Below are 25,783 nucleotides of genomic sequence, written 5' to 3'. Positions count from 1 at the left end.
ATGCCTGATGACCGACACCGCCGCCTCTCCTGACACCCCCTCGGCCTCCTCTTTTGAGACCTCGCCCGACGTGCTGATCGTGGGCGCCGGCCCGGCCGGTCTGGCCCTGGCCTGCGCCCTGGCCGATGCCGGCCTGCGCAGCCAGGTGCTGGAACAGGCCCCGCTGGATTCCCTGGTGGCACCGCCCGAGGACGGGCGTGACATCGCCCTCACCCACCGCGCCCAGCGCATCTTCGCCCGCCTGGGCCTGTGGGACCGATTGCCCGCGGACGAGATCGCACCGCTGAAGGCCGCCCAGGTCACCAACGGCGATTCGCCCCGGGTGCTGCCCTTCAGCGGGCAGGCCGATGGCCACGAACAGCTGGGCTGGCTGGTGCCCAACCACCGCATCCGCCAGGCCTGCCACGCCGGTGCTGCGGCGCGGGCCGACAAGATCACGCTCACCGGCGACGCCCGGGTCACCGCCCTGCAGCGCGACGCCCAGGGAGCCCAGGTCACGCTGGCCGACGGACGCGTGCTGCGGGCGCCCCTGGTGGTGGCCGCCGACAGCCGCTTCTCCAGCCTGCGCCGCATGGCCGGCATCGGCGCGCGCATGCTGGACTTCGGTCGCACTGCCATCGTCTGCCGCATGCGCCACGAGCGCGCCCACGACGGCACGGCCCATGAGTGCTTTCTGCACGGCCACACCCTGGCCATGCTGCCCATGGCCGGACACCAGTCCTCGGCCGTCTGGACGGTCACCAGCGACGGAGCCGCCGAACTGATGGCCCTGCCGCCGGCCGAGTTCGCGCTGCGGGTCGACGCGGCCTTCGGCCACCGCCTGGGCGCCCTGGAACTGGCCGGCGAACGCCACAGCTACCCGCTGGTGGCGGTCTATGCCGAACGCTTCCATGCCGATCGCTTCGTCCTGGTGGGCGATGCGGCGGTGGGCATGCACCCGGTCACCGCGCACGGCTACAACTTCGGCCTGTACGGGGTGGAGGTGCTGGCGCACGAGCTGGCCCAAGCACACGCCGAAGGCCGTGACCTCGGCGAGGCCGGGCCGCTGGCCCGCTATGCCGAGGAACACCGCCGGGTGACGCTGCCCATCTACCTGGGCACCAACGTGGTGGTGAAGCTCTTCACCAACGACAGCCGCCCGGCCAAGCTGGTGCGCGAAGCCGTGGTGCGAGCCACCAACTGGCTGCCGCCGGTGCAGCGGGCCATCACCCGCCAGCTGACCGGGGACACCACGCAGGCGCTCTGGCGCAGCCTGCTGCCGCCACTGCCCCCCTTGCCGAATCTGGCGGACCTGCCGCGTCCGCCACGCTGGGCGCGCGGCCCCTTCGGCCGGGCCTGAAACCGGCCCGACGCCCGATCAGCCCGGCAGCACCTGGCTGGGCTTGAGCACGGCTTCCACCTTGGCCCCCTTGCGGGCGCGCTTGCCCATGTGGGTGGCCAGGGCCGAGCCCTTGAGCAGTTCGTCCCGCGGCTTGCCGCCCCTGCCGGCGCCCAGCACCCGCAGCACGTCGCCGAAGCTGCAGACGGACAAGAGCGGGTCCTTGGCGTCCACGTCCATCAGCGTCAGGCCCCGGCCGCCCTTGGGCTGCAGCTTCAGGTCCGACAGCGCATAGACCAGCAGCCGGCCGCTGGCCGACAGGCAGGCCACCTGCGCATGGGCGATGGCCACCGGTGCCGGCGGCAACAGCGCTTCCTTGTCTTCCAGCGTCAGGAAGCTCTTGCCCGCGCGTTGGCGGGTGAAGAGATCCGACGCCCGGGCCAGCAGGCCGAAGCCGCCGCTGTTGGCGAACAGCAGCGTGGTGTCGGCCGCGCCGGCGAAGTAGTGCAGCGCCTTGCTGCCCGGCTCCAGGTCGATCAGCGAGGTGATGGGCACGCCGTCGCCACGCCCGCCCGGCAGGCTGGCCACGGCGATGTTGTAGACCCGGCCATTGCTGCCGATGACCAGCAGCGTATCCACGCTGCGGCAGGCGAAGTGGCTGTGCAGGGTGTCACCGGACTTGAAGCCCAGCGTGGCGGCGTCCACCTCGTGGCCCTTGAGGGCGCGGGCCCAACCCATCTGGCTGATGACCACGGTGACGGGCTCGTCCACCACCTTGACCTCGGCCACCGCCCGCTTCTCCTCCTGGATCAGGGTGCGGCGGTCGTCGCCGAACTGCTTGGCGTCGGCCTCGATCTCCTTGATCACGGTGCGGCGCAGGCTGCCCGGGTTGCCCAGGATGTCCTCCAGCTTGGACTGCTCCTCGCGCAGGCTCGACAGTTCCTGTTCGATCTTGAGTGCTTCCAGCCGGGCCAGCTGGCGCAGCCGGATCTCCAGGATGTCCTCGGCCTGGCGGTCGCTCAGGCGGAAGCGCTCGATCAGCGCCGGCTTGGGCTCGTCGGCGTTGCGGATGATGCGGATCACCTCGTCGATGTTCAGCAGCACCAGCTGGCGGCCTTCCAGCACGTGGATGCGGTCCAGCACCTTGTCCAGGCGGTGGCGGGTGCGCCGCTGCACCGTGGTCTGGCGGAAGCTGATCCACTCCAGCAGCATCTGGCGCACGCTCTTCTGCACCGGCTTGCCGTCCAGACCCACCATGGTCAGGTTGACCGGGGCATTGGTCTCCAGGCTGGTGTGGGCCAGCAGGGTGGTGATCAGCTCCTGCTGCTCGACGGTGCGGCTCTTGGGCTCGAAGACCAGGCGCACCGGCGCATCCTTGCTGGATTCGTCGCGCACCGCGTCCAGCACCGACAGCACGGCGCCCTTGAGCTGGGTCTGTTCGGCGGTCAGCGCCTTCTTGCCGGCCTTGACCTTGGGGTTGGTCAGCTCCTCGATCTCCTCGAGCACCTTCTGCGCGCTGGTGCCCGGCGGCAGCTCGGTCACCACCAGCTGCCACTGGCCGCGCGCCAGGTCCTCGATCTTCCAGACGGCGCGCACCTTCAGGCTGCCGCGGCCACTGCTGTAGGCCGCGCGGATGTCGGCCGCGCTGGAGATGACCTGACCGCCGCCCGGGAAGTCCGGGCCGGGCAGCATGGCGAACAGCTCGTCGTCGGGCAGCTGATCGTTGCGGATCAGCGCCACTGCCGCCGCCGCCACCTCGCGCAGGTTGTGGCTGGGGATCTCGGTGGCCAGGCCCACGGCAATGCCCGAGGCCCCGTTGAGCAGCACGAAAGGCAGGCGCGCCGGCAGCTGCCGGGGCTCCTCGGTGGAGCCGTCGTAGTTGGGCACGAACTCCACCGTGCCCTCGTCGATCTCATCGAGCAGCAGGCGGGCGATGGGCGACAGGCGCGCCTCGGTGTAGCGCATGGCCGCGGCACCGTCGCCATCGCGGCTGCCGAAGTTGCCCTGGCCGTCGATCAACGGGTAGCGCTGCGAAAAATCCTGCGCCATGCGCACCAGGGCGTCGTAGGCGGCCTGATCGCCGTGCGGGTGGAAGCGGCCCAGCACATCGCCCACCACGCGGGCGCTCTTGACCGGCTTGGGTGCGCCACCGGCCCAGCCCAGGCCCATGCGCTGCATGGCGTAAAGAATGCGCCGCTGCACCGGCTTGGCACCGTCGCAAACATCGGGCAGCGCCCGGCCCTTGACGACGCTCAGCGCGTACTCGAGGTAGGCCCGCTCGGCGTACTGCGCCAGGGCGATGTCGTTCGATCCGTCGCCGTCACCGGCTTGAAAGCTCAGGGAAGTCTGTTCCATCGATCTCGGTCGGGCTCAGCGCACGGGCTGCGCCCCTTCGTTCCAGCCCACCAGCTTGAGCTGGCGGGCGCCCGTCTGCATGCGTTGCTGCAGCAGGGTCCAGTAAAGCTCGAGCACCATGTGCACATGGGCCCGCGTTTCTTCGAAAGGCGGCATCTTGCCACCGGCGCGGCGCACATTGCCCTCGCCGGCGTTCCAGGCGGCCAGGGCCACATCCACCCCGCCATAACGGCGGGTCAGATCGGCCAGCATGCGCGCGCCGGTCAGGATGTTCAGCCGCGGGTTGCGCATGCGCTGCTCGACCGGCGCCTGGGCCTCGGCCTTGGTGGCGTAGCGGTCGGCCGCGTCCGGCGTCATCTGCATCAGGCCGATGGCCCCACGGGGCGACACCAGCTCCGGGTTGAAGCCCGACTCCACCGTGATGATGGCCTTGAGCAGTTCGGCGTCCACGCCGGTGGCCTCCTCGGCCTCCTTGAGCACGGGCTGCAGGCGCTTGACCTCCGGCGCGATGTCCAGCCAGGTCAGCAGACCGTTGCCGGTCATCGTCTTGCCCGGCACCCGGATGTTCAGCTGCCCCGGCTCCGGCAACACCGGCAGATAGCGCGAATCGACCGCGCTGTCGGCGAAGTGGGCCACGCCGGCACCGTCCACATAGCCCCAGAGCTGCTGCGCCTGTGCAGGCAGGCAGAAGCCCACCCAGGCGAGCACTCCGCAGGCCAGGCGAAGGGCGCAAAGACGGGCGGCGAGACGGGACATGGCCAGGGGCTCCGGAGGGATTCAGGCGCGACGGATTCTAGGAACCGTCGCGTCGGCCAAAAGCCCGAAAACCGGGGCCGATGACGCCTGGCCCGGGGGGTGGCGACGCTCAGACATCGATCTCCACCGAGTCGCCATGCAGCTCCATCAGCTCGCGCCGGGCCTGGGCTTCGCCCTTGCCCATCAGCTTGCCCATGGAGCTCACCGTGCCGTCGAAATTCACCGCGCCGTAGCCCACCCGCAGCAGGCGCCGGGTGTCGGGGTTCAGCGTGGTGTCCCAGAGCTGCTCGGCGCTCATTTCACCCAGGCCCTTGAAGCGGCTGATGCTCCAGGCGGTTTCCTTGACACCCTCCTTGCGCAGCTTCTCCAGCACCGCGTCCATCTCGCCCTGGTCCAGGGCATAGACCTTGGACGCCGGCTTCTTGCCACGGGCGGGCACGTCGATGCGGAACAGCGGCGGCTTGGCCACGTACACGTGGCCCGCCTCGATCAGCTTGGGGAAGTGGCGGAAGAACAGCGTCAGCAGCAGCACCTGGATGTGCGAGCCGTCCACGTCCGCGTCGGACAGGATGCAGATTTTGCCGTAGCGCAGGCCGGACAGGTCCGGGCTGTCGTTCGGGCCGTGCGGGTCCACGCCGATGGCCACCGAGATGTCGTGGATCTCGGTGTTCTTGAACAGCAGGTCGCGCTCCACCTCCCAGGCGTTGAGCACCTTGCCGCGCAGCGGCAGGATGGCCTGGGTCTCCTTGTCGCGCCCCATCTTGGCACTGCCGCCGGCCGAGTCGCCCTCCACCAGGAAGAGCTCGTTGAGCGTCAGGTCGCGGCTTTCGCAGTCGGTCAGCTTGCCCGGCAGCACGGCCACGCCCGAGCCCTTGCGCTTCTCCACCTTCTGCCCGGCACGCTGGCGGGTCTGCGCGGCCTTGATGGCCAGCTCGGCCAGCTTCTTGCCGTATTCCACATGCTGGCTGAGCCACAGTTCCAACGCCGGCTTGACGAAGGCCGACACCAGGCGCAGCGCGTCACGGCTGTTCAGGCGCTCCTTGGTCTGGCCCTGGAACTGCGGGTCCAGCACCTTGGCCGACAGCACGAAGCTGGCGCGGCTGAACACATCCTCGGGCATCAGCTTGACGCCCTTGGGTAGCAGCGAGTGCAGCTCGATGAAGCCCTTGACCGCACCGAACAGGCCATCTTTGAGGCCGGCCTCGTGGGTGCCGCCGGCCACCGTCGGGATCAGGTTGACGTAACTCTCGCGCAGCAGTGCGCCATCCTCGGTGAAGGCCACCGCCCAGGCCGCGCCTTCGCCGGTGGCGAAATTGTCGTATTCGCCCTCGGCGGCGTAGTGCTCGCCCTCGAACAGCGGGATGACCGGATCGGCCGAGAGCGATTGCTGCAGGTAGTCCAGCAGGCCGCCCTTGAACTGCCAGGTCAGGGTCTCGGACTCCTTGCCGCCGGGCTTCTCGGTGGTCAGCGTCACGGTGACGCCGGGCATCAGCACGGCCTTGCTGCGCAGCAGGTGGATCAGTTCCTGGCGCGGCAGGTCGGCGCTCTCGAAATACTTGGCGTCCGGCCAGACGCGCACCGAGGTGCCCTGCTTGCGGTCGCCGCTGCCGGCCTTGCGCACCGCCAGCGGCTCCACCACGTCGCCGCCCGAGAAGGCCAGCGTGGCCACCTGGGCTTCGCGCCAGACGGTGACCTGCAGCCGAGTGGAGAGTGCATTGGTCACGCTCACACCCACGCCGTGCAGGCCGCCGGAGAAGCTGTAGGCCCCGCCCGAGCCCTTGTCGAACTTGCCACCCGCGTGCAGCCGGGTGTAGACGATCTCCAGCACCGGCACCTGTTCTTCCGGGTGCAGACCGAAGGGGATGCCGCGCCCGTCATCCTCCACCGTGACCGAATGGTCGGCGTGCAGGGTGACGGCGATGCGCTTGCCGAAACCGGCCAGGGCCTCGTCGGCGGCGTTGTCGATCACCTCCTGCACGATGTGCAGGGGGTTGTCGGTGCGGGTGTACATGCCCGGGCGCTGCTTGACCGGCTCCAGGCCCTTGAGCACCTTGATGGACGCCTCGCCATAGACGGGCGTGACGGAAGAGGAACGTGTCGCCATGGCGGGCGATTGTAGGGAGGCCGCTTGCCACCCCCGCGACAACCCCATGACGCCCGCCCGCGACGCGGCGAAGGCCCCGTGCCTGCCGGGCGGAATGCCATCCGCTACAGTGCGCCGATGTCTTCTGCAGCCACTCCCACCCGCACCTTGTCCATGACCCAGGTCCTGGTCTGCGGTGCCGCCATCGTGACCCTGTCCATGGGCATCCGCCACGGCTTCGGCCTGTGGCTGGCCCCCATCACGATGGACCGGGGCTGGACGCGCGAGACCTTCGCCTTCGCCCTGGCCATCCAGAACATCGCCTGGGGCGCGGCTGGCCCCTTTGCCGGCATGCTGGCCGACCGCTTCGGCGCCTTCCGGGTGCTGGCGGTGGGCGCCCTGCTCTACGCCGCCGGCCTGGTGCTGATGGCGCTGGCCACCTCGGGCCTGGCCTTCACCGGCAGCGCCGGCCTGCTGCTGGGCCTGGCCCAGTCGGGCACCACCTATGCCGTGGTCTATGGTGTCATCGGGCGCAACGTGGCGCCCGAGAGGCGCTCCTGGGCCATGGGCGTGGCCGCTGCCGCGGGCTCCTTCGGCCAGTTCCTGATGGTGCCGGTGGAAAGCTGGCTGATCGGCCACTGGGGCTGGCAGAGCGCCCTGTTCGTGCTGGGCTGCGCTGCGCTGGCCATCGCGCCGCTGGCCCTGGGCCTGAAGGAGCCCGACCAGGCCCACGCCGCCCACGGCGGCCCGCGCCAGAGCGTGGGGGCGGCCCTGCGCGAGGCCCTGGGCTCCTCGAGCTTCCGCTGGCTGACGGCCGGCTACTTCGTCTGCGGCTTCCAGGTGGTGTTCATCGGCGTGCACATGCCCAGCTATCTGAAGGACCACGGCCTGGCCCCGCAGGTGGCCACCACCGCCCTGGCGCTGATCGGCCTTTTCAACGTCTTCGGCACCTACACCGCCGGGCTGCTGGGCCAGCGCATGGCCAAGCGCCACATCCTCTCGGGCATCTATCTGCTGCGTTCGGTGGTCATCGTGCTCTTCCTGTGGGCGCCGCTCACACCGCTGAGCGTCTACCTGTTCGCCGCCGTGATGGGCTTTCTGTGGCTGTCCACCGTGCCGCCCACCAACGCCATCGTGGCCCAGGTGTTCGGCGTGCAGTACATGTCCATGCTGGGCGGCATCGTCTTCTTCAGCCACCAGATCGGCTCGTTCCTGGGAGTCTGGCTGGGCGGCTGGCTGTACGATCTGACCGGCAGCTACGACGTGGTCTGGTGGATTGCCGTGGGCCTGGGCGTGTTCGCCGGCCTGGCCAACCAGCCCGTGCGCGAGACCCCCATCGTGCGGCCCGTCGCGGCAACCGCCTGAGTTCCCGACACCCCATGCCCTCTTCGCCTCTGCCGTCACACCGGCCTCGCGCCTCTGGCACCGCCAGACGCTGGCTGGTCTGGCTCGGGGTGGTGGCGGTGCTGGCCACGGTATTCCTGGCCTATCTGCGGCCCGAACTGGCCCTGGACCTGGCGGGCCGGCTCTGGGCCTGCTTCTGACCGGACACGAATGTCGAACTGCTCGCCGCGCCCCTCGGACTGGGTGACCCGTTGGACCGAAGCCCTGCCCCCGGGCAGCCGCGTGCTGGACCTGGCCTGCGGCAGCGGCCGCCACCTGCACTGGCTGGCGACCCGGGGGTACCAGGTCACCGGGGTGGACCGGGATCTCTCGCGGCTGGCGGACCTGGCAGGCCAGGCTGACCGGGCCGATCGGGCTGTGCCGGCCGAGCTGCTGCAGGCCGACCTGGAATCGGGCCCCTGGCCCCTGGCCGGCCGGCAATTCGACGCGGTGGTGGTGACGAACTACCTGTGGCGTCCCCGCTGGGCCGAACTGGCCGACACGGTGGCCCCCGGTGGCCTGCTGGTCTACGAAACTTTTGGCGAGGAACAGGCCTCCATCGGCAAGCCTTCGCGACCGGACTTCCTGCTGCGCCATGGTGAGTTGCTGACGCTCTGCCAAGGGTGGCGGGTGCTGGGCTACGAGGACGGTTTTGTCCCGGCACCCGACCGCTTTGTCCAGCGCATTGCCGCCGTGCGTCCCGGCGGGGCCGCGCGGCAGCATGCGCTGCCGGTTTTGGCCTCGGCCCAGGGCTAGAATCGTCGCTTCCTCTGAGGATCCATCCTGATGACACCGATTGTTGGCAGCATCGTCGCGCTGGTGACGCCGATGCACGAAGACGGCAGCGTCGACTACGACGCGCTCAAGGCACTGATCGACTGGCACATCGCCGAAGGCACCGACTGCATCGGCGTGGTCGGCACCACGGGCGAGTCGGCCACCGTCGACGTGGAAGAACACTGCGAGATCATCCGCGTGGCCGTCGAACACGCCAAAGGCCGGGTGCCCATCCTGGCCGGCGCCGGTGCCAACAGCACCGCCGAGGCCATCTCGCTGTCCAAGTACGCCAAGGAAGTCGGCGCCGACTGCACCCTGCAGGTCGTGCCTTACTACAACAAGCCGTCCCAGGAAGGCATCTACCGCCACTTCCGCGCCATCGCCGAAGCGGTGGACATCCCGGTGATGCTCTACAACGTGCCCGGCCGCACGGTGGCGGACATGCAGCCCGAGACGGTGCTGCGCCTGACCGAGGTGCCCGGCATCTTCGGCATCAAGGAAGCCACAGGCAGCATCGAACGCGCGGCCTGGCTGCTCAAGCAGGTCCCTTCGAGCTTCTCGGTCTATTCGGGTGACGACAGCACCGCCATCGCCCTGATGCTGCTGGGCGGCAAGGGCAATGTGAGCGTCACTGCCAACGTGGCGCCCAAGCTGATGCACGAGCTGTGCATGGCCGCCATTGCCGGCGACATCGCCAAGGCCCGCGAGATCCACTTCCGTCTGCTGCCGCTGCACAAGCAGCTGTTCTGCGAATCCAGCCCCGCCCCCACCAAGTGGGCGCTGTCGCAGATGGGCCGCTGCCGCAACGTGCTGCGCCTGCCGATCGTCGAACTGTCCCCGGCCGGCCAGGCCACCGTGGGCCAGGCCCTGCGCGATTCCGGCATCCTGTGAGCGACCTGTGCGGTGCCCCACCGGGCACCGCTGTTCCCCTGTCCCTGCGGCGCGCCGACCCGGCATGCGCCCTCCGGAGATCTCCCAAGTGAAACAAGCCTTCTCGATCACGGCCGTGCGCGGCGCCACCCTGGCCCTGGCGGCCAGCCTGGCCGGTTGCGGCATGCTCAGCAGCGTGCTGCCCGACGACAAGATCGACTACGGCACGGCCTCCCGCAAGGTGCAGCCGCTGGATGTGCCACCCGACCTGACCCAGCTGGCGCGTGACAACCGCTATGCGCCGCAGGCCGGCACGGTGTCGGCATCCGCCCTCGGCTCCGTCAAGCCCGCGGCAGCGACCGGCGCGGCGGCCACGCCCACCGTGGCCATCAACCAGGTGGGCGACACCCACCTGGCCCGCATGGGCCAGCAGCAGTGGCTGGTCAGCCCGCGCAGTCCGGAAGAGGTCTGGCCTCTGGTGCGGCAGTTCTTCCTGGATCGCAACTTCAAGTTCCAGAAGGAGGACGCGGCCTCCGGCGTGCTGGAGACGGACTGGATCGAGAACCGGGCCAACCTGCCCAAGGACCTGATCCGCTCCACGATCGGTCAGGTGCTCGACGCCTTCTACGACAGCGGCCTGCGCGACCGTTTCACCATCCGGGTGCTGCGCGGCGCCGATGGCAAGGGTTCGGAGATCTACGTCGCCCATCACGGGCTTGAAGAGGTCTACATCAACCGCGACGGCAACACGACCTGGACCAACCGCCCCGCCGACCCGGCCCTGGAGACCGAGTTGCTCACCCGCCTGATGCAGGCCTTGTCGCCCACGACCGTGGCTGCGGCGCCGGCCGGTGCCGCCTCGGACGCCGCAGCGTCGGCGCCGCCGGTGGTGCAGGTGGCGGGCAAGGCCCGCGTGCTCAGCGGCCAGGCAGGCGCCACGCTGGAGGTGGATGACGGCCTGGAACGCACCTGGCGTCGCGTCGGTCTGGCCCTGGACCGAACCGGCTTCACGGTGGAGGAGCGCGACCGCGCCCTGGCCACCTACGCTGTGCGCTACGTCGACCCCAAGGTGGCCGCGCAGGATTCGCCCAACTTCATCTCCAAGCTGTTCGGCGCGAAGGATCCGGCGGAACTGGCTCTGGGCCGCTATCGCATCGTGCTCAAGGCGGCCGGCAACGGCACCCAGATCACCGTGCAGAAGCCCAATGGCGATCCCGACAACAGCGAGAGCGCACAGCGCATCGCCCAACAGTTGGTGGACGAGCTGAAATATTGAATCCGTCCGAATGGATTCACCCAAGGGCAGCCTCAGGTTGCCCTTTTTTCATGCCGCGCGACATCGCGCGGACATAAAAAAAGCCGCCCTCAGCAGGCGGCTTTCTTTCAACACGTCGCTGCAATGCAGCAACGTGGCAGTCAGCTTAGTTCGAAGCGGCTTCCGAAGCGGGAGCAGCGGCTTCCGAAGCGGCCGGAGCGGCGTCCGAAGCAGCGGGGGCCACTTCCGAAGCGGGAGCGGCGGCCGAGGGAGCGGCGTCCATCGGAGCGGGAGCCTCTTCCTTCTTGCCGCAAGCGGTCAGGGCAGCAGCAGCGATCAGGGAAGCCAGCAGGAGCGACTTGTTCATGAATATCCTCGAATCGAAAAGAGTCGAACAAAAAATACCGGTCATTCTGGAAGCTCGCTGTTCGTGCGCGCCTCCTCCTCGCGAGGTCCAGAAATGTTCAGAGGGCGGTCGTTCGCTCTGAGAACCCTTTTCTGAGCCCAGACTGACATTATACGCAGACTCAGGGAAAGTTCCCGGTACAACATGAGGGCCCGATCTGGGCGGCTGCACCAAAACGTTGCCAACGCGCATCATGCCCCGCCAACGTCAGATTCTCCTCAGACACCGCGGAGCCATCCGGCCTCGGCCCAGTCCGACACCAGTTCACGGGCATCCGCGCTGAGTTGCGCCACCTCCCGGGCACCCAGCGTCCGCTGATCCGCCAGTTGCCGCATCAGCCGGGCATCCCGTCCACCGGCGCGGAAGGATTCTCCATTGATGAAGACGTGTCGCTCGTCGTACATCATGCGGGTGCGACGGTCCAGGCTCAGGCCCTGCCCGGCTTGAAGAGGCTCACCGCCCTCGAACCAGACGATGGCCTTGGGCTCGGTCAACGATTCCCCCAGGGCACAGGACAGGCTGTGGGCGTCATTGAGCGCGGAAATCACCGCTTTCTGCGCGAACTCCTGCAAAGCCGCCGGAATCAGGCCCGGAGTGTCGGTGGCCGACTGGGCCGGATCGCGGTAATGCGGTTCCTGGTCCGGCGCCTCCAGTGCGTCGATCATGCGCTGCAGCACATCGCGGGCGGTTTCCGTCGGCGTGGGGGTGCGGAAGCCCACCGAGCAGGTCATGCAGTCGTTGCCCACGGCAATGCCGTCATGCCCCCAGCGGGGAGGCAGGTAGAGCATGTCCCCGGGTTCCAGCACCCATTCCTCCGTGGGCTGAAAGTTGGCCAGCAGTTTCACCGGCACGCCGTCCACCAGGGTGGCGTCCTTCACCGACCCCACGCGCCAGCGGCGCTGCCCCGAGACCTGCAAGAGGAACACATCGTAGGAATCGGTGTGCGGCCCGACGCCGCCGCCATCGCTGGCATAGCTGATCATCAGATCGTCCAGGCGCGCCTCGGGCACGAAGCGGAACTGGCTCAGCAGCTCATGGGCGGCCGGCACGTGCAGGTCCAGCCCCTGGACCAGCAACGTCCAGCCCGGCCGGCTGAAGGGTGGGATCTGGCGCCGCTCGAAGGGGCCGTGGCGCAACTGCCAGCCCCCCTTGGCCTGCTGGACCAGGCGGGATTCGACATCGTCGCGCGCGGCCAGCGCCAGCAGCTCGGGGCGCGTCACCGGCGGCACCACGCCGGGCACGGCTTGACGGATGAGGCAGGGCTTCTTCTGCCAATGGCGGCGCATGAACTGGGCCGGCGACAGGCCGCCCAGCAAGGGGAGTTTCTGCAGAGGGTTCACGGTCATGGGGCCGGATTGTGGCCGCCCTTGTGCGATCATCCCCTGATGGACATCACTTCCCCTTGTGTGGTGACGCTGACCTGGCGACTTTCGGACGGCCAGGGGCAGCTCATCGACGAACTGAGCGAACCCGTGGAATTCTTCTACGGTGGCGAGGACCTGCTGCCCAAGGTCGAGGAGGCCCTGGCGGGTCAGGGCGTCGGCTTCGAGGCCGAGCTGCATCTGGAACCCGAGCATGCCTTCGGCGACTACGACGCCGATCTGCTCTGCTACGAAGCCCGCGCGCTCTTCCCGGAGGGCGTGGAGCCAGGCATGCGCTTCGAAGGCCTGCCCGAGGGGGCCGTCACCCCCGACATGCCCGAGGACCTGATCTACACCGTCACCGAGGTCTACCCCGAGCACGTGGTGCTCGACGCCAACCACCCGCTGGCCGGCATGGCCCTGCGCATCGCGCTGAAGGTGCTGGAGGTGCGCGAGGCCAGCGCCGAGGAAATCGACGCCGGCTCGGTGGGCGACTCGCCTTTCGCCGTGGTCAGCGGTCCGCCGCCCGGCGAGCCCCTGCACTGAGGCCCTGCGGCGCGGCGGCCGGGCTCAGCCCCGGCCGGTCGAGCCGAAACCACCAGTGCCGCGGTCACTGGCTTCGAAGGACTCCACGCGGCGGAAGGCCGCCTGCACCACCGGCACGATCACCATCTGGGCGATGCGCTCCATGGGCTGCACGGTGAACGCCGCGCTGCCGCGGTTCCAGCAGCTCACCATCAGCGGGCCCTGGTAGTCGGAATCGATCAGCCCCACCAGATTGCCCAGCACGATGCCATGCTTGTGGCCCAGGCCCGAGCGCGGCAGCAGCATGGCCGCCAGGCCCGGGTCCCCGATGTGCACGGCCAGGCCGGTGGGAATCAGCGCAGCTTGCCCCGGGGCCAGCTCCAGCGGCTGGTCCAGGCAGGCGCGCAGGTCCAGGCCGGCGCTGCCGGGGGTGGCATAGGCGGGCAGCTGGTCCGCCATGCGCGGGTCCAGCACTTTCACATCGATCGTCGTCATTCGGCGGAGGTCTTCAGTCGTTCGGCCAGCTCGCGCACCAGGGCGCGGGCCAGGCTCAGCTTGTCGGCGGTGGGCAGCTCGCGGTGACCATCGGCGTCCACCAGCACCAGGGTGTTGTCGTCGCGGCCGAAGGTGGCCGGGCCGAGGTTGCCCACGATCAGCGGCACCTTCTTGCGCAGCAGCTTCTCGCGGGCGTGCTGCAGCAGATGTTCGCTCTCGGCGGCAAAGCCCACGCAGTACGGCGCCTGCGGCAGCGCCGCCACCGCGGCCAGGATGTCCGGGTTCTCGGTCAGCTCGAAGGTCGGCGCCACCTTCTTGCCGTCCTTCTTGATCTTGTGGGCGTTCATCTGCGCAGGGCGCCAGTCGGCCACCGCGGCGGTGGCGACGAACACCTCATGCTGCGCCGCCAATGGCAGCACAGCGTCATGCATCTGCTGCGCGCTCTGGACGTCGACGCGGCGCACATGGCGCGGCGTGGGCAGGTGCACCGGGCCGGCCACCAGGGTCACCTCGGCCCCGGCCTCCTGCGCGGCGCGGGCGATGGCAAAGCCCATCTTGCCGCTGGAGTGGTTGGTGATGCCACGCACCGGATCGATGGCCTCGAAGGTGGGGCCGGCGGTGATCAGCAGCCTGCGTCCGGCCAGCAGCTTGGGCTGGAAGAAGGCGATCAGCTCGTCGCGCAGCTCGGCTGGCTCCAGCATGCGGCCGTCGCCCACCTCGCCGCAGGCCTGGTCGCCCGCGGCCGGGCCCAGCACGGTGGCGCCATCGGCCCGCAGCTGCGCCACATTGCGCTGGGTGGCCGGGTGGGCCCACATTTCGCGGTTCATCGCCGGCGCCACCAGCAACGGCACCCGCTCGATGGGGCGCGCCAGGCACAGCAGCGAGAGCAGCTCGTCGGCCCGCCCCTGCACGAGGCGCGCGATGAAGTCCGCGCTGGCCGGGGCGATCAGGATGGCGTCGGCCTCGCGCGAGAGATTGATGTGCGCCATGTTGTTGCCCGGGCGCGCATCCCACTGGCTGGTGTAGACGGCACGGCCCGACAGGGCCTGCATGGTCACCGGGGTGATGAAGGCCTCGGCGGCCTCGGTCATCACCACCTGCACCGTGGCGCCGGCCTTCACCAGCTCACGGGTCAGCTCGGCAGCCTTGTAGCAGGCCACGCCGCCGGACAGACCCAGCACGATGTGCCGGCCCGCCAGATCTTGTCGCTCACTCATTTCCGAGATCCAGATCGCTCGCGGTACCGATCACTGCATCTGTGCGCCGTGGCACTTCTTGAACTTCTTGCCGCTGCCGCAGGGGCACGGGTCGTTGCGGCCCGGCAGATCACCCACCCTGCGCTGCGGCGGCTTGGGGGCATGGTCCAGCCAGTACAGGCGCATGTCCTGCGCCGCGTACAGGGCCTCGTGGATCAGCTCGTCGCGGGTGAGCTCCTCACCCTCGTAGAGCTCGTCGCAGACTTCCTTGACTTCCTCGGGCGTCATCGTCAGCGTGACCACCCGGGTCATGCATTCCTCGAAGAGCTGCCCCTCCTCGGTCTCGGCGTCCGGCTCCGGCCAATCCTGCGGGAAATCGCGCGTGGCGTCGATGAAGCCCAGGGCCCAGACCTCGCCGGTCTGCTCCAGCATGTGCAGCTCATCGGCCTTCACATGCCCTTCCTCGACCAGGCGCTGCTTGTCCTCCTCGGTCAGCTCGATCATCAACGGCGCCAGGCGCAGCACGTCGGTGTCGTCCAGGATCTCCTCGGGGTCCAGCTGGTTGGCCAGCACATCCCAGCGGGCCTGGATGGCCTCGCGCGCGGCCTGGGCATCGGCCGGGTCGGCAAAGGCGCGCTCGAAGACGCCCTCGGCCATCACCGGCAGCCACTCGTCCAGCGACAGACGGCGAGGACCGGACATCAGGGCGGTCATGTAGCCGTCCAACCATTCCAGAGAGACGCCGTCCTCGAAGCCGGCCATGCGCTGGCACAGCGCGTCCAGCGCCTCGATCTCTTGTTCGGTGCTCATGCGGGGCGCCGCCATCGGTGTCTCCAGGAAAACTCAGGGCCCGGCAGTGTCGCACGTCCCGCAGCCATGCGCGAGTCGCCGCCGCCCCGGTGGCCCGGCCTGGCGGGGGAACCCTTGGCAAAGTGCTGAACTGATTGGCACCGTGTTCCTGTGGGTGGACTGCCGGATGCCCCTGGCTCCATGGCGCGAAGTCCTGAAGCGGGTGTGCGAAGCCTCTCCGCTGTGGGATCGGCGCCTGGCAATGCGCCAGGTCACCGAGGCGGGTGAACGCGCCATGCCGTTGCGCGCCCTGGTCACCGCGGCCAACTCGTCCGCGGCCTGGGATGTGCGCTGCGAGTTGCGGGAAGCCATGATCGACGTCATGCAGCGCGAGTAACCCCAGCGCCGGCCCTTGTGGCGCACCCCTGGCATGGAGCGGGTCCCGGCCCCGGGCCACTCACCTGCGGCCTGAACGTCCCGCCCCGCATGGTGCGAGACTTGCAGTCATCAGACCGGCACTTCCCACCCACACCATGCACTACGACATCGTCATCGTCGGCGGCGGCGCCGGCGGCCTCGAACTGGCCGCCTCGCTGGGCCGGACCCTGGGCCGGCACAGCGGCCAGGAAAAGGTCCTGCTGATCGACCGCGCCTCCTTCCACATCTGGAAGCCCACCCTGCATGAAGTGGCGGCCGGCACGCTCGATGCCCACCAGGAGGGCCTGTCCTACACCACCCTGGCCCGGCGCAACCATTTCAGCTTCACGCTGGGCGAACTGGGCGGCGTTGACCACCAGAAGCGGCACATCACCCTGGCGCCAGTGCTGGACATTCAGGGACAGGTGCTGGTGCCGGAACGGCACATCAGTTACCGCTGGCTGGTGCTGGCCATCGGCAGCGGATCGAACTTCTTCGGCACCCCGGGCGCCGAGCACGCCTACGTGCTGGAGCAGACGCTGGACGCCGAGCGCTTCCACCAGCGTCTGCTCACGGCTTTCGTGCGGACGGCCTTCTCCGAGGGCAAGCTGCTGTCGCTGGCCATCGTCGGCGCAGGCGCCACGGGCGTGGAGCTGTCGGCCGAACTGATCGAGGCCCACCAGGAGCTGACCGAGGGCCTAAGCAAGGAACAGCGCTTCCGGCTGGACATCACCATCGTCGAGGCCGCGCCGCGCATCCTGGCCGGCCTGCCCGAGAAGATCTCCCACCAGGCCCAGGTGGCGCTGCAGCGCAAGCAGGTCAAGGTGCTGACCAGCACCCGGGTGCAGGCCATCGAGGCCGATGCGCTGGTGACCGACCAGGGCCGCATCCCGGCCGACCTGATCGTCTGGGCAGCCGGCATCAAGGCCGCCGACAGCAACGAGCGCCTGGGCCTGACGACCAACCGCTCCCACCAGTTCGTGGTGGATGCACAGCTGCGCACCTCGGCCGAGGGCATCTACGCCATGGGCGACTGCGCCGCCTGCGAATGGGAAAGCGGCCGCCTGGTGCCGGCCCGCGCCCAGGCGGCTCACCAGCAGGCCAGCTACCTGAAGCAGGTGCTGCTGGGCCTGCTGAAGGAACGTCCGGTCAGCGCCCCCTTCCAGTACCGCGACTTCGGCTCACTGGTCTCGCTGGGCGAGAACAAGGGCGTGGGCAACCTGATGGGCGGGCTCTCGGGCCGCAACTTCTTCGTCGAGGGGCTGATCGCGAAGTGGATGTACATGTCCCTGCACCTGAACCACCACCGCGCCATCATCGGCACCATCGACACCATGGTGCTGGCCCTGGTGCGGCTGCTGCAGCGGCGCGTCTCCGGCCGCCTCAAGCTGCACTGAGCCCACCCGGCCTCAACCCGCGTTGGGCCCGGCCAGGTAGTCGGCCTTGCCCAGCGGCACGCCGGCCTGGCGCAACAGGTCGTACGCGGTGGTGACGTGGAAGAAGATGTTGGGAATGGCCCAGTGCAGCAGATAGGCCTGGCCGCTCAGCGTGCGGGTGGCGTCGCGGCCCACCGGAAAGGTGATCTCGGCGGCCTCCCGGCCGTCGATCTGCGCCGGCTGCAGCGTGGCCAGCCAGGCCAAGGTCTTGGACACCCGTTCACGCAGTTCGGCGAAGGTGGTCTCGTTGTCTTCGAACTTCGGGGCCTCGATGCCCGCCAGCCGCGCACTGCCGTTCTTGGCTGCGTCACAGGCAATGCGGATCTGCGCCGTGAACGGCAGCATGTCCGGCGCGAAGCGCATCGCGCAGAACACGTCGGGGCTGAACTTGCGGGCCTCGGCATGGGCCTGTGCCTTGTCCAGCAGATGACCCAGGTTGGTCAGCGCGGTGGTGAAGACGGGCAGCGCGGTGCTGCCCAGGGTGATCGACATCTCGGTCTCCGGGAGGTTGTGGTTGGCAGGCGGCATGCTAAGCCGCCCTCACCGAGGCCACCCGGTACAGGGGCTTTTGCCCCCGCGGTGATCAGACCCGCTCGGCCACCCAGGCCTGCACCGAGGCCAGCGCCGCCGGCAGGGCCGCGGCATCGCTGCCACCGGCCATGGCCAGGTCGGGCTTGCCGCCGCCCTTGCCGCCCACCTGCTGGGCCACGAAGTTCACCAGCTCGCCGGCCTTGACCTTGCCGATGCTGTCGGACGTGACGCCCGCGGCCAGCTGCACCTTGCCGCCGTCCACCGCCGCCAGCACGATGGCAGCGCTCTTGAGCTTGTCCTTGAGCTTGTCCAGGGTCTCGCGCAGGGTCTTGGCATCGGCTCCTTCCAGCGTCGCGGCCAGCACCTTCAGACCCTTCACGTCCACCGCCTGCGACAGCAGCTCGTCGCCCTGGGCCGAGGCCAGCTTGCCCTTGAGGGCGGCCACTTCCTTTTCCAGGGTGCGGACCTGTTCCAGCACGGCGCTCACACGGTGCTCCAGCTCGCTGGGCGCGGCCTTGAGCGTGCTGGCCACCTGGCCCACGGTGCTTTCCAGACCCTGCAGATAGGCCAGCGCGTTGTCGCCGGTCACCGCCTCGATGCGGCGGATGCCGGCGGCCACACCGCTTTCGACCACCACCTTGAACAGGCCGATGTCGCCGGTGGCCTTGACGTGGGTGCCACCGCACAGCTCCTTGGAGCTGCCGATGCTCAGCACGCGCACGGTGTCGCCGTACTTCTCACCGAACAGCATCATCGCGCCGCTCTTCTGGGCGTCGTCGATGCCCATCACCTCGGCCTTGGCCTGGGCGTTGGCCAGAATCTCGGCGTTGACGATGGCCTCGACCTTGCGGATCTCCTCGGCCGTCATCGGCGCGGTGTGGGCGAAGTCGAAGCGGGTGCGCTCGGGCGTCACCAGCGAGCCCTTCTGTTGCACATGGGCGCCCAGCACCTCGCGCAGGGCCTTGTGCATCAGGTGGGTGGCGCTGTGGTTGCGCACGGTCTTGGCGCGGCGCTCGGCATCCACCTTGGCCACGAAGGCATCGCCGACCTTGACCGAACCTTCGACGACACGGCCATGGTGGCCGAAGACATCGGCCTGGATCTTCATCGTGTCCTCGACCAGCACGCGGGTCGTACCGTTGCGCAGCTCGCCCGCATCGCCCACCTGGCCGCCGGACTCGGCGTAGAACGGGGTGTGGTCGAGCACGATGACGGCGTCGTCACCGGCCTGGGCTTCGGGCACCGACGTGCCGTCTACATAGACAGCCACCACCTTGGAGGTCTCGCAGACCAGGTGTTCGTAGCCGTGGAAGGCGGTGGGCACGCCGCTGTATTCCAGGCCGGCGGCCATCTTGAACTTGCCGGCGGCACGGGCCTGCTCGCGCTGGCGGGCCATGGCGGCGTCGAAGCCCGCCTGGTCCACCGTCACGCCACGCTCGCGGCAGACGTCGGCGGTCAGGTCCACCGGGAAGCCATAGGTGTCGTGCAGCTTGAAGGCGGTCTCGCCGTCGAGCTGCTTGGCCCCCGCGGCTTCCATCGCCGCCAGGGCGCCTTCCAGGATCTCCATGCCGCGTTCGATGGTCTGGAAGAAGCGCTCTTCTTCCTGCTGGATCACCTCGGTCACCCGGGCCTGGGCTTGGCGCAGTTCCGGATAAGCCTCGCCCATCTGGTTCACCAGCTCGGCCACGATCTTGTGGAAGAACGGGGTGCGCGCGCCGAGCTTGTAGCCGTGGCGGATGGCGCGGCGGGCGATGCGGCGCAGCACATAGCCGCGGCCCTCGTTGCCCGGGATCACGCCGTCGACGATGGTGAAGGAGCAGGCGCGGATGTGGTCGGCGATGACCTTCAGGCTGGGCGAGGCCGGATCGATGTCGGCGCCGCCGGCGCTTTCCACCGCGGCCTTGGACGCTGCGATCAGCGCGACGAAGAGGTCGATCTCGTAGTTCGAGTGCACGTGCTGCAGCACCGCGGCAATGCGCTCCAGGCCCATGCCGGTGTCCACCGAGGGCTTGGGCAGCTTGTGCATCACACCGTCTTCGGTGCGATTGAACTGCATGAACACGTTGTTCCAGATCTCGATGTAGCGGTCACCGTCTTCATCGGGGCTGCCCGGAGGGCCGCCGGCCACGTCGGGGCCATGGTCGAAGAAGATCTCGGTGCAGGGGCCGCAGGGGCCCGTGTCGCCCATCATCCAGAAGTTGTCGGACATGTAGCGGCCGCCCTTGTTGTCGCCGATGCGCACGATGCGCTCGGCGGGCACGCCCACCACCTTGTTCCAGATCTCGTACGCCTCGTCGTCCTCGGAATAGACGGTCACCCACAGCTTGTCGGCCGGCAGCTTGAAGTGCTGGGTCAGCAGTTCCCAGGCGTAGCTGATCGCGTCGTGCTTGAAGTAGTCACCGAACGAGAAGTTGCCCAGCATCTCGAAGAAGGTGTGGTGCCGCGCGGTGTAGCCGACGTTGTCCAGGTCGTTGTGCTTGCCGCCGGCGCGGATGCACTTCTGCGCCGTGGTCGCCCGGCTGTAGGGCCGCTTGTCGAAGCCCAGGAACACGTCCTTGAACTGGTTCATCCCGGCATTGGTGAACAGCAGCGTGGGGTCGTCGCCCGGCACCACCGGGCTGGACGACACGATCGTGTGCCCCTTGCTCTCGAAGAACTTCAGGTAGGTCTGGCGGATCTCGGCGGCTTTCATCCGGAACTTTCGAGAAAGTGGACCCCTCCGACTGGGTGCATGCGGCCTCACGCGGCCGAGCACCCGAGGGGATGAAATGGAACCTTTCATTATAGGTTCCGCCCTCGACACAGGCCGCCGGCGCGACCTTCTGGCGGGCACCCCGCCGGCCTGTGTCGCATTCGCCCCAATTTGTAACAAGCACTCCGCCCCCGGGCCGCGCCTTCGCCGGTGAAAACCGGGGAGGATGGCGATCGGCCACCAAACGTCTTGTTACGAGTACCGCGAGCGCCGGCGCGGTCTTTCCCTACATTCGCGGACACCTGCCGGCACAAACAGGCAGGACACCACGCGGTGGGTCAACGGCCCACCACCAGGCAGTACAGCCGCGCCCATGCACCCACAGCGTCCGGGCCGGCCACGTTCGGAGGGGCCGCATGGGCCGCACACACCTGTTGCGTCAGGCCGACGCAACCGATGCCACGCGGCTCGGGCAAGCCCGGGCGGCCTGCCCCACCCCGATGCACCCGCGGGCAGTATCGTGACGCTGCGCGACTGGCTGCCCACCGCCTTACGACGCACGTCCGGTCCTGCGGCGCCGGCAGGCCCGGCTTGGTTCCGTCGCGAGGAAGCCATCATGGGCACGGCCATCACCGCCGAACTCTGGGCCGACAGCCCCGCCCAGGCCGAGCAGGCCCTGGGGCTGGTGATGGACGAGATGCACCGGATCGACCGCTGCATGAGCCCGCACCGTCCGGACTCCGAGCTCTCCCGCATCAACCGGGAGGCCGCCCGGCAAGCCGTGCCGCTGAGCCCGGAGATGGCCCGGCTGATCGACCGGGCGCTGACCTTCTCCGCCCTGTCCGAAGGCGCCTTCGACATCAGCTTTGCCGCGGTGGGCCAGCACTACGACTACCGCACCGGCCAGGCCCCCGACACCGACACCCTGACGCAGGCCCGCGCAGCCATCGGCTGGCGCGGCCTGCTGCTGGACCGCGCCGCCGGCACCTTGCGCTTTGCCCGGCCCGGCATGCGCATCGACCTGGGCGGCTTTGCCAAGGGGCACGCGGTGGACAACGCCATTGCCCTGCTGCGCGCCCAGGGCATCCGCCACGCCATGGTCTCCGCCGGCGGCGACAGCCACGTGCTGGGCGACCGGCACGGCCGCCCCTGGAGCGTGGCCATCCGCGACCCGCGCCGCGAAGGCGGCGTGGTGGCCGTGCTGCCGCTGGAGGACGTCTCCATCTCCACCTCCGGCGACTACGAGCGCTTCTTCGAGCGCGACGGCGTGCGCCACCACCACCTGCTGGACCCGCGCACCGGCGAATCCGCCCGCGGTGTGCGCAGCGTGACCATCCTCGCGCCCGATGGCCTGACTTGCGAAGGTCTGTCCAAGACCGTTTTCGTGCTGGGCCCCACGCGCGGCCTGGCCCTGATCCACACCTTGCCCGATGTCGATGCCGTCGTGATTGACGACCAGGGCGCCATGCATGTCAGCGAGGGCCTGGCCCAACCGCTGACCGCGGGGGCTGCGGCCGCCGCCACCACATCCCGGGGAGACCTCGCACCATGAAGCCCATCCACCCTCTCCCGCCGAGCCTGCGGCTGGCTGCGGCCGGCCTGCTGGCCGCCCTGGGCGTGCTGGCCGGCTGCTCCGGCAGCACCAGCGGCAGCGGCACCGCCACCGTTGCGGGGGACGTGCCCCTGGTCTACGTCAAGCGCGCGGACACCCTGAACCTCAACCCCACGGATGGCGCCCCCTTTGCCCCCGGCGGGGACCTGATGCTGCGCGAGAAGTCCTCGCCCAGCGCCCCGGAGCACAACCTGACCCAGCAGTTCACCCAGGGCAAGGGTGATGTGTCCGGGCCCGAGGTGTCCTACGACGCCAAGAAGGTGGTGTTCGCCATGCGCTGCCCCAGCAGCAACACCTCCAAGATCGACGGCGTGGCCGCCTGCACCGGCCGCTGGAACCTCTGGGAATACGACATGAGCAGCGGCGGACTCACCGGCGGCAGCTTCCGCCGGCTGACCGCCTCCACCACCGATGACGACGTGGACCCGGTCTACCTGCCGGGTCACCGTGGCTTCGTCTTCACGTCCAACCGCCAGACCAAGTCCCATCTGGACCAGGCCCTGGGCCGCAGCTACTACGCACTGGACGAGTACGAGCGCCAGCGCGTGTTCAACCTGCATACCATGGATGCCGACGGCGGCAGCATCACCCAGATCTCCTTCAACCAGAGCCACGACCGCAGCCCGGTGATCCGTCCCAACGGCGACATCATGTTCTCGCGCTGGGACCACGTGGGCGACCGCAACCACTTCAAGGTCTTCCGCATGAAGCCCGATGGCACGGACATGTTCGTGCTTTACGGCGCCCACAGCGAAGGCAACACCTACCTGCATCCGCGCGACATGGACCCGTCCGGCAAGTACGCCGGCTACCTGTCCACCGACGCCATGCCCCTGCAGCGCACCAAGGAAGGCGGCGCGCTGCTGCTGATCGACGCGGCCAACTATTCCGAGCAGAACACGCCGGCCAACTCGACGGTGCCCACCACCGGCGGCCAACAGCAGCTGACCGCGCAGGAACTCAACATGGACCGCGGCTTCTCGCGCTACGGCCGTGTCAACACCCCCTACCCGCTGTGGGACGGCACCAACCGCCTGCTGCTGGCCTACAAGCCCTGCGAAGTGACCCGCAACGGAGAAGTCACGCCCTGTGCCAAGCTGAGCAGCGACGAGATCGCCCGGCTGGAAACCACCGACCGCACCAAGGAGGAATTGGCCGCCGACACGGTGCAGGACAACGTGCCGCCGCACTATGCCATCTACATGTTCGATCCGGCCCAGCAGACCTGGCTGGTCGTGGCCGCCCCGCCCGCGGGCTTCATGTACATCGACCCGGTGGCCCTGCAGGCCCGCACCGAGCCGCACACGGTGGAGGCCACCAATGTGGACGCCGATCTGGCGGCCCAGAACCTGGGCCTGCTGGAGGTGCGCAGCGTCTATGACACCGACGGCCTGGGCCGCATGGGCGACGCGGTGCTGGGCGCCGCCGACCTGAAGAGCGGCTGCACCACCGCCATCGCCAAGACCACCCCCACCGATGCGCTGGACACCCGGCCCCAGGTGGCCGACCTGATCCGCATGAAGAACCCGGCCGACAGCGCCTATGGCTGCTCGCCGGCCCGCTTCGTGCGCGCGGTGCGCGCCGTGGCACCGCCGGCCAACACCATGAACCTGCGCGAGGCCATCGGCGAGACCAACTTCGAGCCGCAGCAGATCCTGGGTTATGCGCCGATCGAGCCCGACGGCTCCTTCAAGCTGGTGGTGCCGGCCGACACCCCGATCGGGCTGGCTGTGGTGGATTCGGAAGGCCGCGCCTTCCAGACCCACACCAACTGGATCCAGATCCGCCCGGGTGAGCGCCGCACCTGTGACGGCTGCCACAGCCCGCGCCGCGGCGCCTCGCTCAACAGCGGCAGCATCGTCGACACCATGCCCTCGGCCCTGCGCAGCGCCCTGGCCTCGGCCCACCTCTCGGGCGAGACCATGGCCTCCACCCGCACCCGGCTGGATGCCAACGCCCTGAAGCTGGTGTCCGACCTGATCTACCAGGATGTCTGGGCCGACACCACCCAGGCCGGCGTGAGCGCCCGCGCGCCGATCAGCCTGCGCTACACCGGCAACACCGATCCCAGCCAGGATCTGGCCACGCCCGTGCCCACCAACGGCATCATCAACTACCCGGAGCACATCCAGCCGCTGTGGACCCGCAACCGGGGCAGCAACACCTGCACCAACTGCCACAACGCCAGCGCCGGTCTGAACCTGCTGGGCACCGTGGCCGGCTCGGGCCGCCTGGCCTCCTATGACGAGTTGCTGATCGGCGACCCGGTGATCGACCCCAGCACCGGTTTGCCCAAGACCCAGCTCAAGGACGGTGTGCCAGAAGTGGTGCGCCAGCCCGCGCTGGTGAACACCGATGCCAGCGAAGGCGACGCCCTGGGCCTGGCCCGCAAGAGCCGGCTGATGGAGATCCTGGCGGGTCAGCTGCTGATGTCCTCGGCCGACGCGCAGACCGCCCACCCCACCCCCACCACGGTCAACCATGCCGGCATGCTCAACGCGGCGGAAAAGCGCCTGCTGGCCGAATGGATGGACCTGGGGGGCAAGTACTACAACGACCCCTTCAACGCCAACGCCGGCGTGCGAACCATCAGTACCCTGAGCCTGGACAGCTTCGAGGCCAAGGTGCTGCCCATCCTGAACAGCACCTGCGCCACCTACTGTCACATGGGCGTGGGCAGCGGCGCGGGCAAGTCCTTCATCCACAACCGCTTCGTGCTGACCGGCGACCCGGAGGGGGACTACAACGTCACGCTGACGATGATCTCGGACACCTGCAACCCCGCCAGCAACACCCTGCTGAGCAAGCCGTCCACCATCCCCCACCCCAGCGGTGCCACCGGCCAGACCACCCCGGTCCTGCCGGCCGGCGGCACCGATTTCGCCACCATCGTCCAGTGGATCGCCACCGGCTGCCCCACCCCATGATGAAGTCTCCCTCCCCCCTTCTGGCGCTGGCCGGCCTGATGCTGGGCGCGACCCTGGGCCTGAGCGGCTGCGGCGGCGGCAACCCGCTGGGCAACCCCTCGGATGTGCAGAACCCCGCCGGCACCGGTGGCGAGAAGCTCTCCTTCGCCTACTACCAGAAGTGCATCGAGCCGCTGCTGGTCCAGGCCATCGCCACGCCCGCTGGCGGCACCGCCACCTGCGCCGCCGGTGGCTGCCACTCCAATGCCAACGGCACCGGCGGCGCGCTGCGCATCATCGAGACGGCCAGCATGGTGGACCTCTCCGCCTCGGCTGACACCATCCGCGCCAGCGACATCTACAAGAACTTCTATTCCGCCATGGGCGCGAGCGTGCCGGGCAACTCCGCCGAGAGCCGGCTGCTCAACAAGCCGCTGGTGCGCGGCGTGCTGCACGGCGGCGGCCAGATCCTGGCCAGCGAGAACGACCCGGTGGCCGTGCTGATCCGCTACTGGATCGACCACCCGGCCCCCGAAGGCCAGGACGAGTTCAGCACCGCCACCTACAGCATGTTCACCCCGGCCGATCCGGCCACCGGCAGCTGCAACACCCAATGAGGC

22 protein-coding genes are annotated in these 25,783 nt (G+C 69.0%); 12 read left to right on the top strand and 10 right to left on the bottom strand.

Features of this window, described 5'->3' with window-relative positions:
- Positions 1-7: 7 nt before the first annotated feature.
- Positions 8-1,339: a 5-demethoxyubiquinol-8 5-hydroxylase UbiM gene (gene ubiM, locus LRM40_RS08440; RefSeq protein WP_151123907.1), complete on the top strand. Its 1,332-nt coding sequence runs from the start codon at positions 8-10 to the stop codon at positions 1,337-1,339.
- A gap of 18 nt (positions 1,340-1,357) precedes the next feature.
- Here the strand turns inward: ubiM and parC are convergent, their stop codons facing one another.
- The 3 genes from parC to LRM40_RS08425 form a co-directional block, all read right to left on the bottom strand.
- Positions 1,358-3,673, bottom strand: coding sequence for a DNA topoisomerase IV subunit A (gene parC, locus LRM40_RS08435; protein WP_151123908.1), 2,316 nt, complete (start codon positions 3,671-3,673; stop codon positions 1,358-1,360).
- Between the two features lie 15 nt (positions 3,674-3,688).
- Positions 3,689-4,429: a lytic transglycosylase domain-containing protein gene (locus LRM40_RS08430; protein WP_151123909.1), complete on the bottom strand. Its 741-nt coding sequence runs from the start codon at positions 4,427-4,429 to the stop codon at positions 3,689-3,691.
- Positions 4,430-4,538: 109 nt separating this feature from the next.
- Positions 4,539-6,533, bottom strand: coding sequence for a DNA topoisomerase IV subunit B (locus LRM40_RS08425; RefSeq protein ID WP_151123910.1), 1,995 nt, complete (start codon positions 6,531-6,533; stop codon positions 4,539-4,541).
- 153 nt (positions 6,534-6,686) lie between these two features.
- On the opposite strand from LRM40_RS08425, the gene LRM40_RS08420 reads away from it, so the two are divergent.
- The 5 genes from LRM40_RS08420 (at position 6,687) to bamC (ending at position 10,818) form a co-directional block, all read left to right on the top strand.
- Complete coding sequence (locus LRM40_RS08420) at positions 6,687-7,877, top strand: MFS transporter (RefSeq protein WP_231067797.1); 1,191 nt, start codon at positions 6,687-6,689, stop codon at positions 7,875-7,877.
- A 14-nt stretch (positions 7,878-7,891) separates the two neighbouring features.
- Entirely contained in the window at positions 7,892-8,056 is a 165-nt protein-coding gene (locus LRM40_RS08415; protein WP_170288856.1) for a hypothetical protein, read from the top strand.
- 10 nt (positions 8,057-8,066) lie between these two features.
- Positions 8,067-8,651, top strand: coding sequence for a class I SAM-dependent methyltransferase (locus LRM40_RS08410; protein WP_151123912.1), 585 nt, complete (start codon positions 8,067-8,069; stop codon positions 8,649-8,651).
- A gap of 30 nt (positions 8,652-8,681) precedes the next feature.
- Entirely contained in the window at positions 8,682-9,563 is an 882-nt protein-coding gene (gene dapA, locus LRM40_RS08405) for a 4-hydroxy-tetrahydrodipicolinate synthase (RefSeq protein WP_151123913.1), read from the top strand.
- Between the two features lie 88 nt (positions 9,564-9,651).
- Entirely contained in the window at positions 9,652-10,818 is a 1,167-nt protein-coding gene (gene bamC, locus LRM40_RS08400; protein WP_231067796.1) for an NlpB/DapX family lipoprotein, read from the top strand.
- A gap of 145 nt (positions 10,819-10,963) precedes the next feature.
- On the opposite strand, the gene LRM40_RS08395 is transcribed toward bamC, so the two are convergent.
- Entirely contained in the window at positions 10,964-11,164 is a 201-nt protein-coding gene (locus LRM40_RS08395) for a hypothetical protein (RefSeq protein ID WP_151123914.1), read from the bottom strand.
- A gap of 257 nt (positions 11,165-11,421) precedes the next feature.
- Positions 11,422-12,549, bottom strand: coding sequence for a JmjC domain-containing protein (locus tag LRM40_RS08390; RefSeq protein WP_211372983.1), 1,128 nt, complete (start codon positions 12,547-12,549; stop codon positions 11,422-11,424).
- Positions 12,550-12,588: 39 nt separating this feature from the next.
- Here LRM40_RS08390 and LRM40_RS08385 point away from each other — a divergent pair, with 39 nt between their 5' ends.
- Complete coding sequence (locus LRM40_RS08385) at positions 12,589-13,110, top strand: FKBP-type peptidyl-prolyl cis-trans isomerase (protein WP_151123915.1); 522 nt, start codon at positions 12,589-12,591, stop codon at positions 13,108-13,110.
- Positions 13,111-13,134: 24 nt separating this feature from the next.
- Here LRM40_RS08385 and dut read toward each other — a convergent pair whose 3' ends face one another.
- From dut to LRM40_RS08370, 3 genes are read right to left on the bottom strand one after another with little or no spacing between them, the layout of a single operon-like run.
- Positions 13,135-13,584: a dUTP diphosphatase gene (gene dut / locus LRM40_RS08380; RefSeq protein ID WP_022981394.1), complete on the bottom strand. Its 450-nt coding sequence runs from the start codon at positions 13,582-13,584 to the stop codon at positions 13,135-13,137.
- Positions 13,581-14,801, bottom strand: a complete 1,221-nt coding sequence (gene coaBC, locus LRM40_RS08375) for a bifunctional phosphopantothenoylcysteine decarboxylase/phosphopantothenate--cysteine ligase CoaBC (RefSeq protein WP_151123916.1) — start codon at positions 14,799-14,801, stop codon at positions 13,581-13,583. Before coaBC ends, dut begins: the two co-directional genes overlap by 4 nt.
- Before the next feature lie 30 nt (positions 14,802-14,831).
- The gene (locus LRM40_RS08370) at positions 14,832-15,590 is read right to left on the bottom strand and encodes a YecA/YgfB family protein (protein ID WP_170288857.1); all 759 of its coding nucleotides are present in this window, start codon (positions 15,588-15,590) and stop codon (positions 14,832-14,834) included.
- Positions 15,591-15,756: 166 nt separating this feature from the next.
- On the opposite strand from LRM40_RS08370, the gene LRM40_RS08365 reads away from it, so the two are divergent.
- Both LRM40_RS08365 and LRM40_RS08360 read left to right on the top strand, forming a co-directional pair.
- On the top strand, positions 15,757-15,966 hold the full coding sequence (locus LRM40_RS08365; RefSeq protein WP_151123917.1) for a hypothetical protein: 210 nt from the start codon (positions 15,757-15,759) through the stop codon (positions 15,964-15,966).
- A gap of 136 nt (positions 15,967-16,102) precedes the next feature.
- Positions 16,103-17,383: an NAD(P)/FAD-dependent oxidoreductase gene (locus tag LRM40_RS08360; protein WP_151123918.1), complete on the top strand. Its 1,281-nt coding sequence runs from the start codon at positions 16,103-16,105 to the stop codon at positions 17,381-17,383.
- A gap of 12 nt (positions 17,384-17,395) precedes the next feature.
- Here the strand turns inward: LRM40_RS08360 and LRM40_RS08355 are convergent, their stop codons facing one another.
- Entirely contained in the window at positions 17,396-17,914 is a 519-nt protein-coding gene (locus tag LRM40_RS08355; protein ID WP_151123919.1) for a DUF1993 domain-containing protein, read from the bottom strand.
- A gap of 91 nt (positions 17,915-18,005) precedes the next feature.
- A complete protein-coding gene (alaS, locus tag LRM40_RS08350; protein WP_151123920.1) occupies positions 18,006-20,645 on the bottom strand; it encodes an alanine--tRNA ligase in 2,640 nt (879 codons plus the stop codon).
- Between the two features lie 616 nt (positions 20,646-21,261).
- Between alaS and LRM40_RS08345 the strand changes: the two genes are divergently transcribed.
- Genes LRM40_RS08345 through LRM40_RS08335 form a run of 3 tightly spaced genes read left to right on the top strand, consistent with a single transcriptional unit; the run spans position 21,262 to position 25,780 of the window.
- Positions 21,262-22,197 (top strand): FAD:protein FMN transferase, encoded by a 936-nt coding sequence (locus tag LRM40_RS08345; protein ID WP_151123921.1) that lies wholly within the window; start codon positions 21,262-21,264, stop codon positions 22,195-22,197.
- Complete coding sequence (locus LRM40_RS08340) at positions 22,194-25,184, top strand: HzsA-related protein (RefSeq protein ID WP_151123922.1); 2,991 nt, start codon at positions 22,194-22,196, stop codon at positions 25,182-25,184. The genes LRM40_RS08345 and LRM40_RS08340 overlap by 4 nt, the downstream gene beginning before the upstream one ends.
- On the top strand, positions 25,181-25,780 hold the full coding sequence (locus LRM40_RS08335; RefSeq protein WP_170288858.1) for a hypothetical protein: 600 nt from the start codon (positions 25,181-25,183) through the stop codon (positions 25,778-25,780). The genes LRM40_RS08340 and LRM40_RS08335 overlap by 4 nt, the downstream gene beginning before the upstream one ends.
- Positions 25,781-25,783: the final 3 nt, after the last annotated feature.

Origin of the sequence: Ideonella dechloratans (assembly GCF_021049305.1) — a bacterium.
GTDB classification, from domain to species: Bacteria; Pseudomonadota; Gammaproteobacteria; order Burkholderiales; family Burkholderiaceae_C; genus Ideonella; species Ideonella dechloratans.
The sequence above is the reverse complement of the archived record's forward strand: the minus strand, read 5'-3'. Positions and strand labels throughout refer to the sequence as shown.

Excerpts from the sequence above, each read along its gene's own strand:
- ubiM (WP_151123907.1), top strand. The coding sequence starts at position 8 with ATGACCGACACCGCCGCCTCTCCTGACACCCCCTCGGCCTCCTCTTTT.
- parC (WP_151123908.1), bottom strand. The coding sequence starts at position 3,673 with ATGGAACAGACTTCCCTGAGCTTTCAAGCCGGTGACGGCGACGGATCG.
- LRM40_RS08430 (WP_151123909.1), bottom strand. The coding sequence starts at position 4,429 with ATGTCCCGTCTCGCCGCCCGTCTTTGCGCCCTTCGCCTGGCCTGCGGA.
- LRM40_RS08425 (WP_151123910.1), bottom strand. The coding sequence starts at position 6,533 with ATGGCGACACGTTCCTCTTCCGTCACGCCCGTCTATGGCGAGGCGTCC.
- LRM40_RS08420 (WP_231067797.1), top strand. The coding sequence starts at position 6,687 with ATGACCCAGGTCCTGGTCTGCGGTGCCGCCATCGTGACCCTGTCCATG.
- LRM40_RS08415 (WP_170288856.1), top strand. The coding sequence starts at position 7,892 with ATGCCCTCTTCGCCTCTGCCGTCACACCGGCCTCGCGCCTCTGGCACC.
- LRM40_RS08410 (WP_151123912.1), top strand. The coding sequence starts at position 8,067 with ATGTCGAACTGCTCGCCGCGCCCCTCGGACTGGGTGACCCGTTGGACC.
- dapA (WP_151123913.1), top strand. The coding sequence starts at position 8,682 with ATGACACCGATTGTTGGCAGCATCGTCGCGCTGGTGACGCCGATGCAC.
- LRM40_RS08395 (WP_151123914.1), bottom strand. The coding sequence starts at position 11,164 with ATGAACAAGTCGCTCCTGCTGGCTTCCCTGATCGCTGCTGCTGCCCTG.
- LRM40_RS08390 (WP_211372983.1), bottom strand. The coding sequence starts at position 12,549 with ATGACCGTGAACCCTCTGCAGAAACTCCCCTTGCTGGGCGGCCTGTCG.
- LRM40_RS08385 (WP_151123915.1), top strand. The coding sequence starts at position 12,589 with ATGGACATCACTTCCCCTTGTGTGGTGACGCTGACCTGGCGACTTTCG.
- dut (WP_022981394.1), bottom strand. The coding sequence starts at position 13,584 with ATGACGACGATCGATGTGAAAGTGCTGGACCCGCGCATGGCGGACCAG.
- coaBC (WP_151123916.1), bottom strand. The coding sequence starts at position 14,801 with ATGAGTGAGCGACAAGATCTGGCGGGCCGGCACATCGTGCTGGGTCTG.
- LRM40_RS08370 (WP_170288857.1), bottom strand. The coding sequence starts at position 15,590 with ATGAGCACCGAACAAGAGATCGAGGCGCTGGACGCGCTGTGCCAGCGC.
- LRM40_RS08365 (WP_151123917.1), top strand. The coding sequence starts at position 15,757 with ATGCCCCTGGCTCCATGGCGCGAAGTCCTGAAGCGGGTGTGCGAAGCC.
- LRM40_RS08360 (WP_151123918.1), top strand. The coding sequence starts at position 16,103 with ATGCACTACGACATCGTCATCGTCGGCGGCGGCGCCGGCGGCCTCGAA.
- LRM40_RS08355 (WP_151123919.1), bottom strand. The coding sequence starts at position 17,914 with ATGTCGATCACCCTGGGCAGCACCGCGCTGCCCGTCTTCACCACCGCG.
- alaS (WP_151123920.1), bottom strand. The coding sequence starts at position 20,645 with ATGAAAGCCGCCGAGATCCGCCAGACCTACCTGAAGTTCTTCGAGAGC.
- LRM40_RS08345 (WP_151123921.1), top strand. The coding sequence starts at position 21,262 with ATGGGCACGGCCATCACCGCCGAACTCTGGGCCGACAGCCCCGCCCAG.
- LRM40_RS08340 (WP_151123922.1), top strand. The coding sequence starts at position 22,194 with ATGAAGCCCATCCACCCTCTCCCGCCGAGCCTGCGGCTGGCTGCGGCC.
- LRM40_RS08335 (WP_170288858.1), top strand. The coding sequence starts at position 25,181 with ATGATGAAGTCTCCCTCCCCCCTTCTGGCGCTGGCCGGCCTGATGCTG.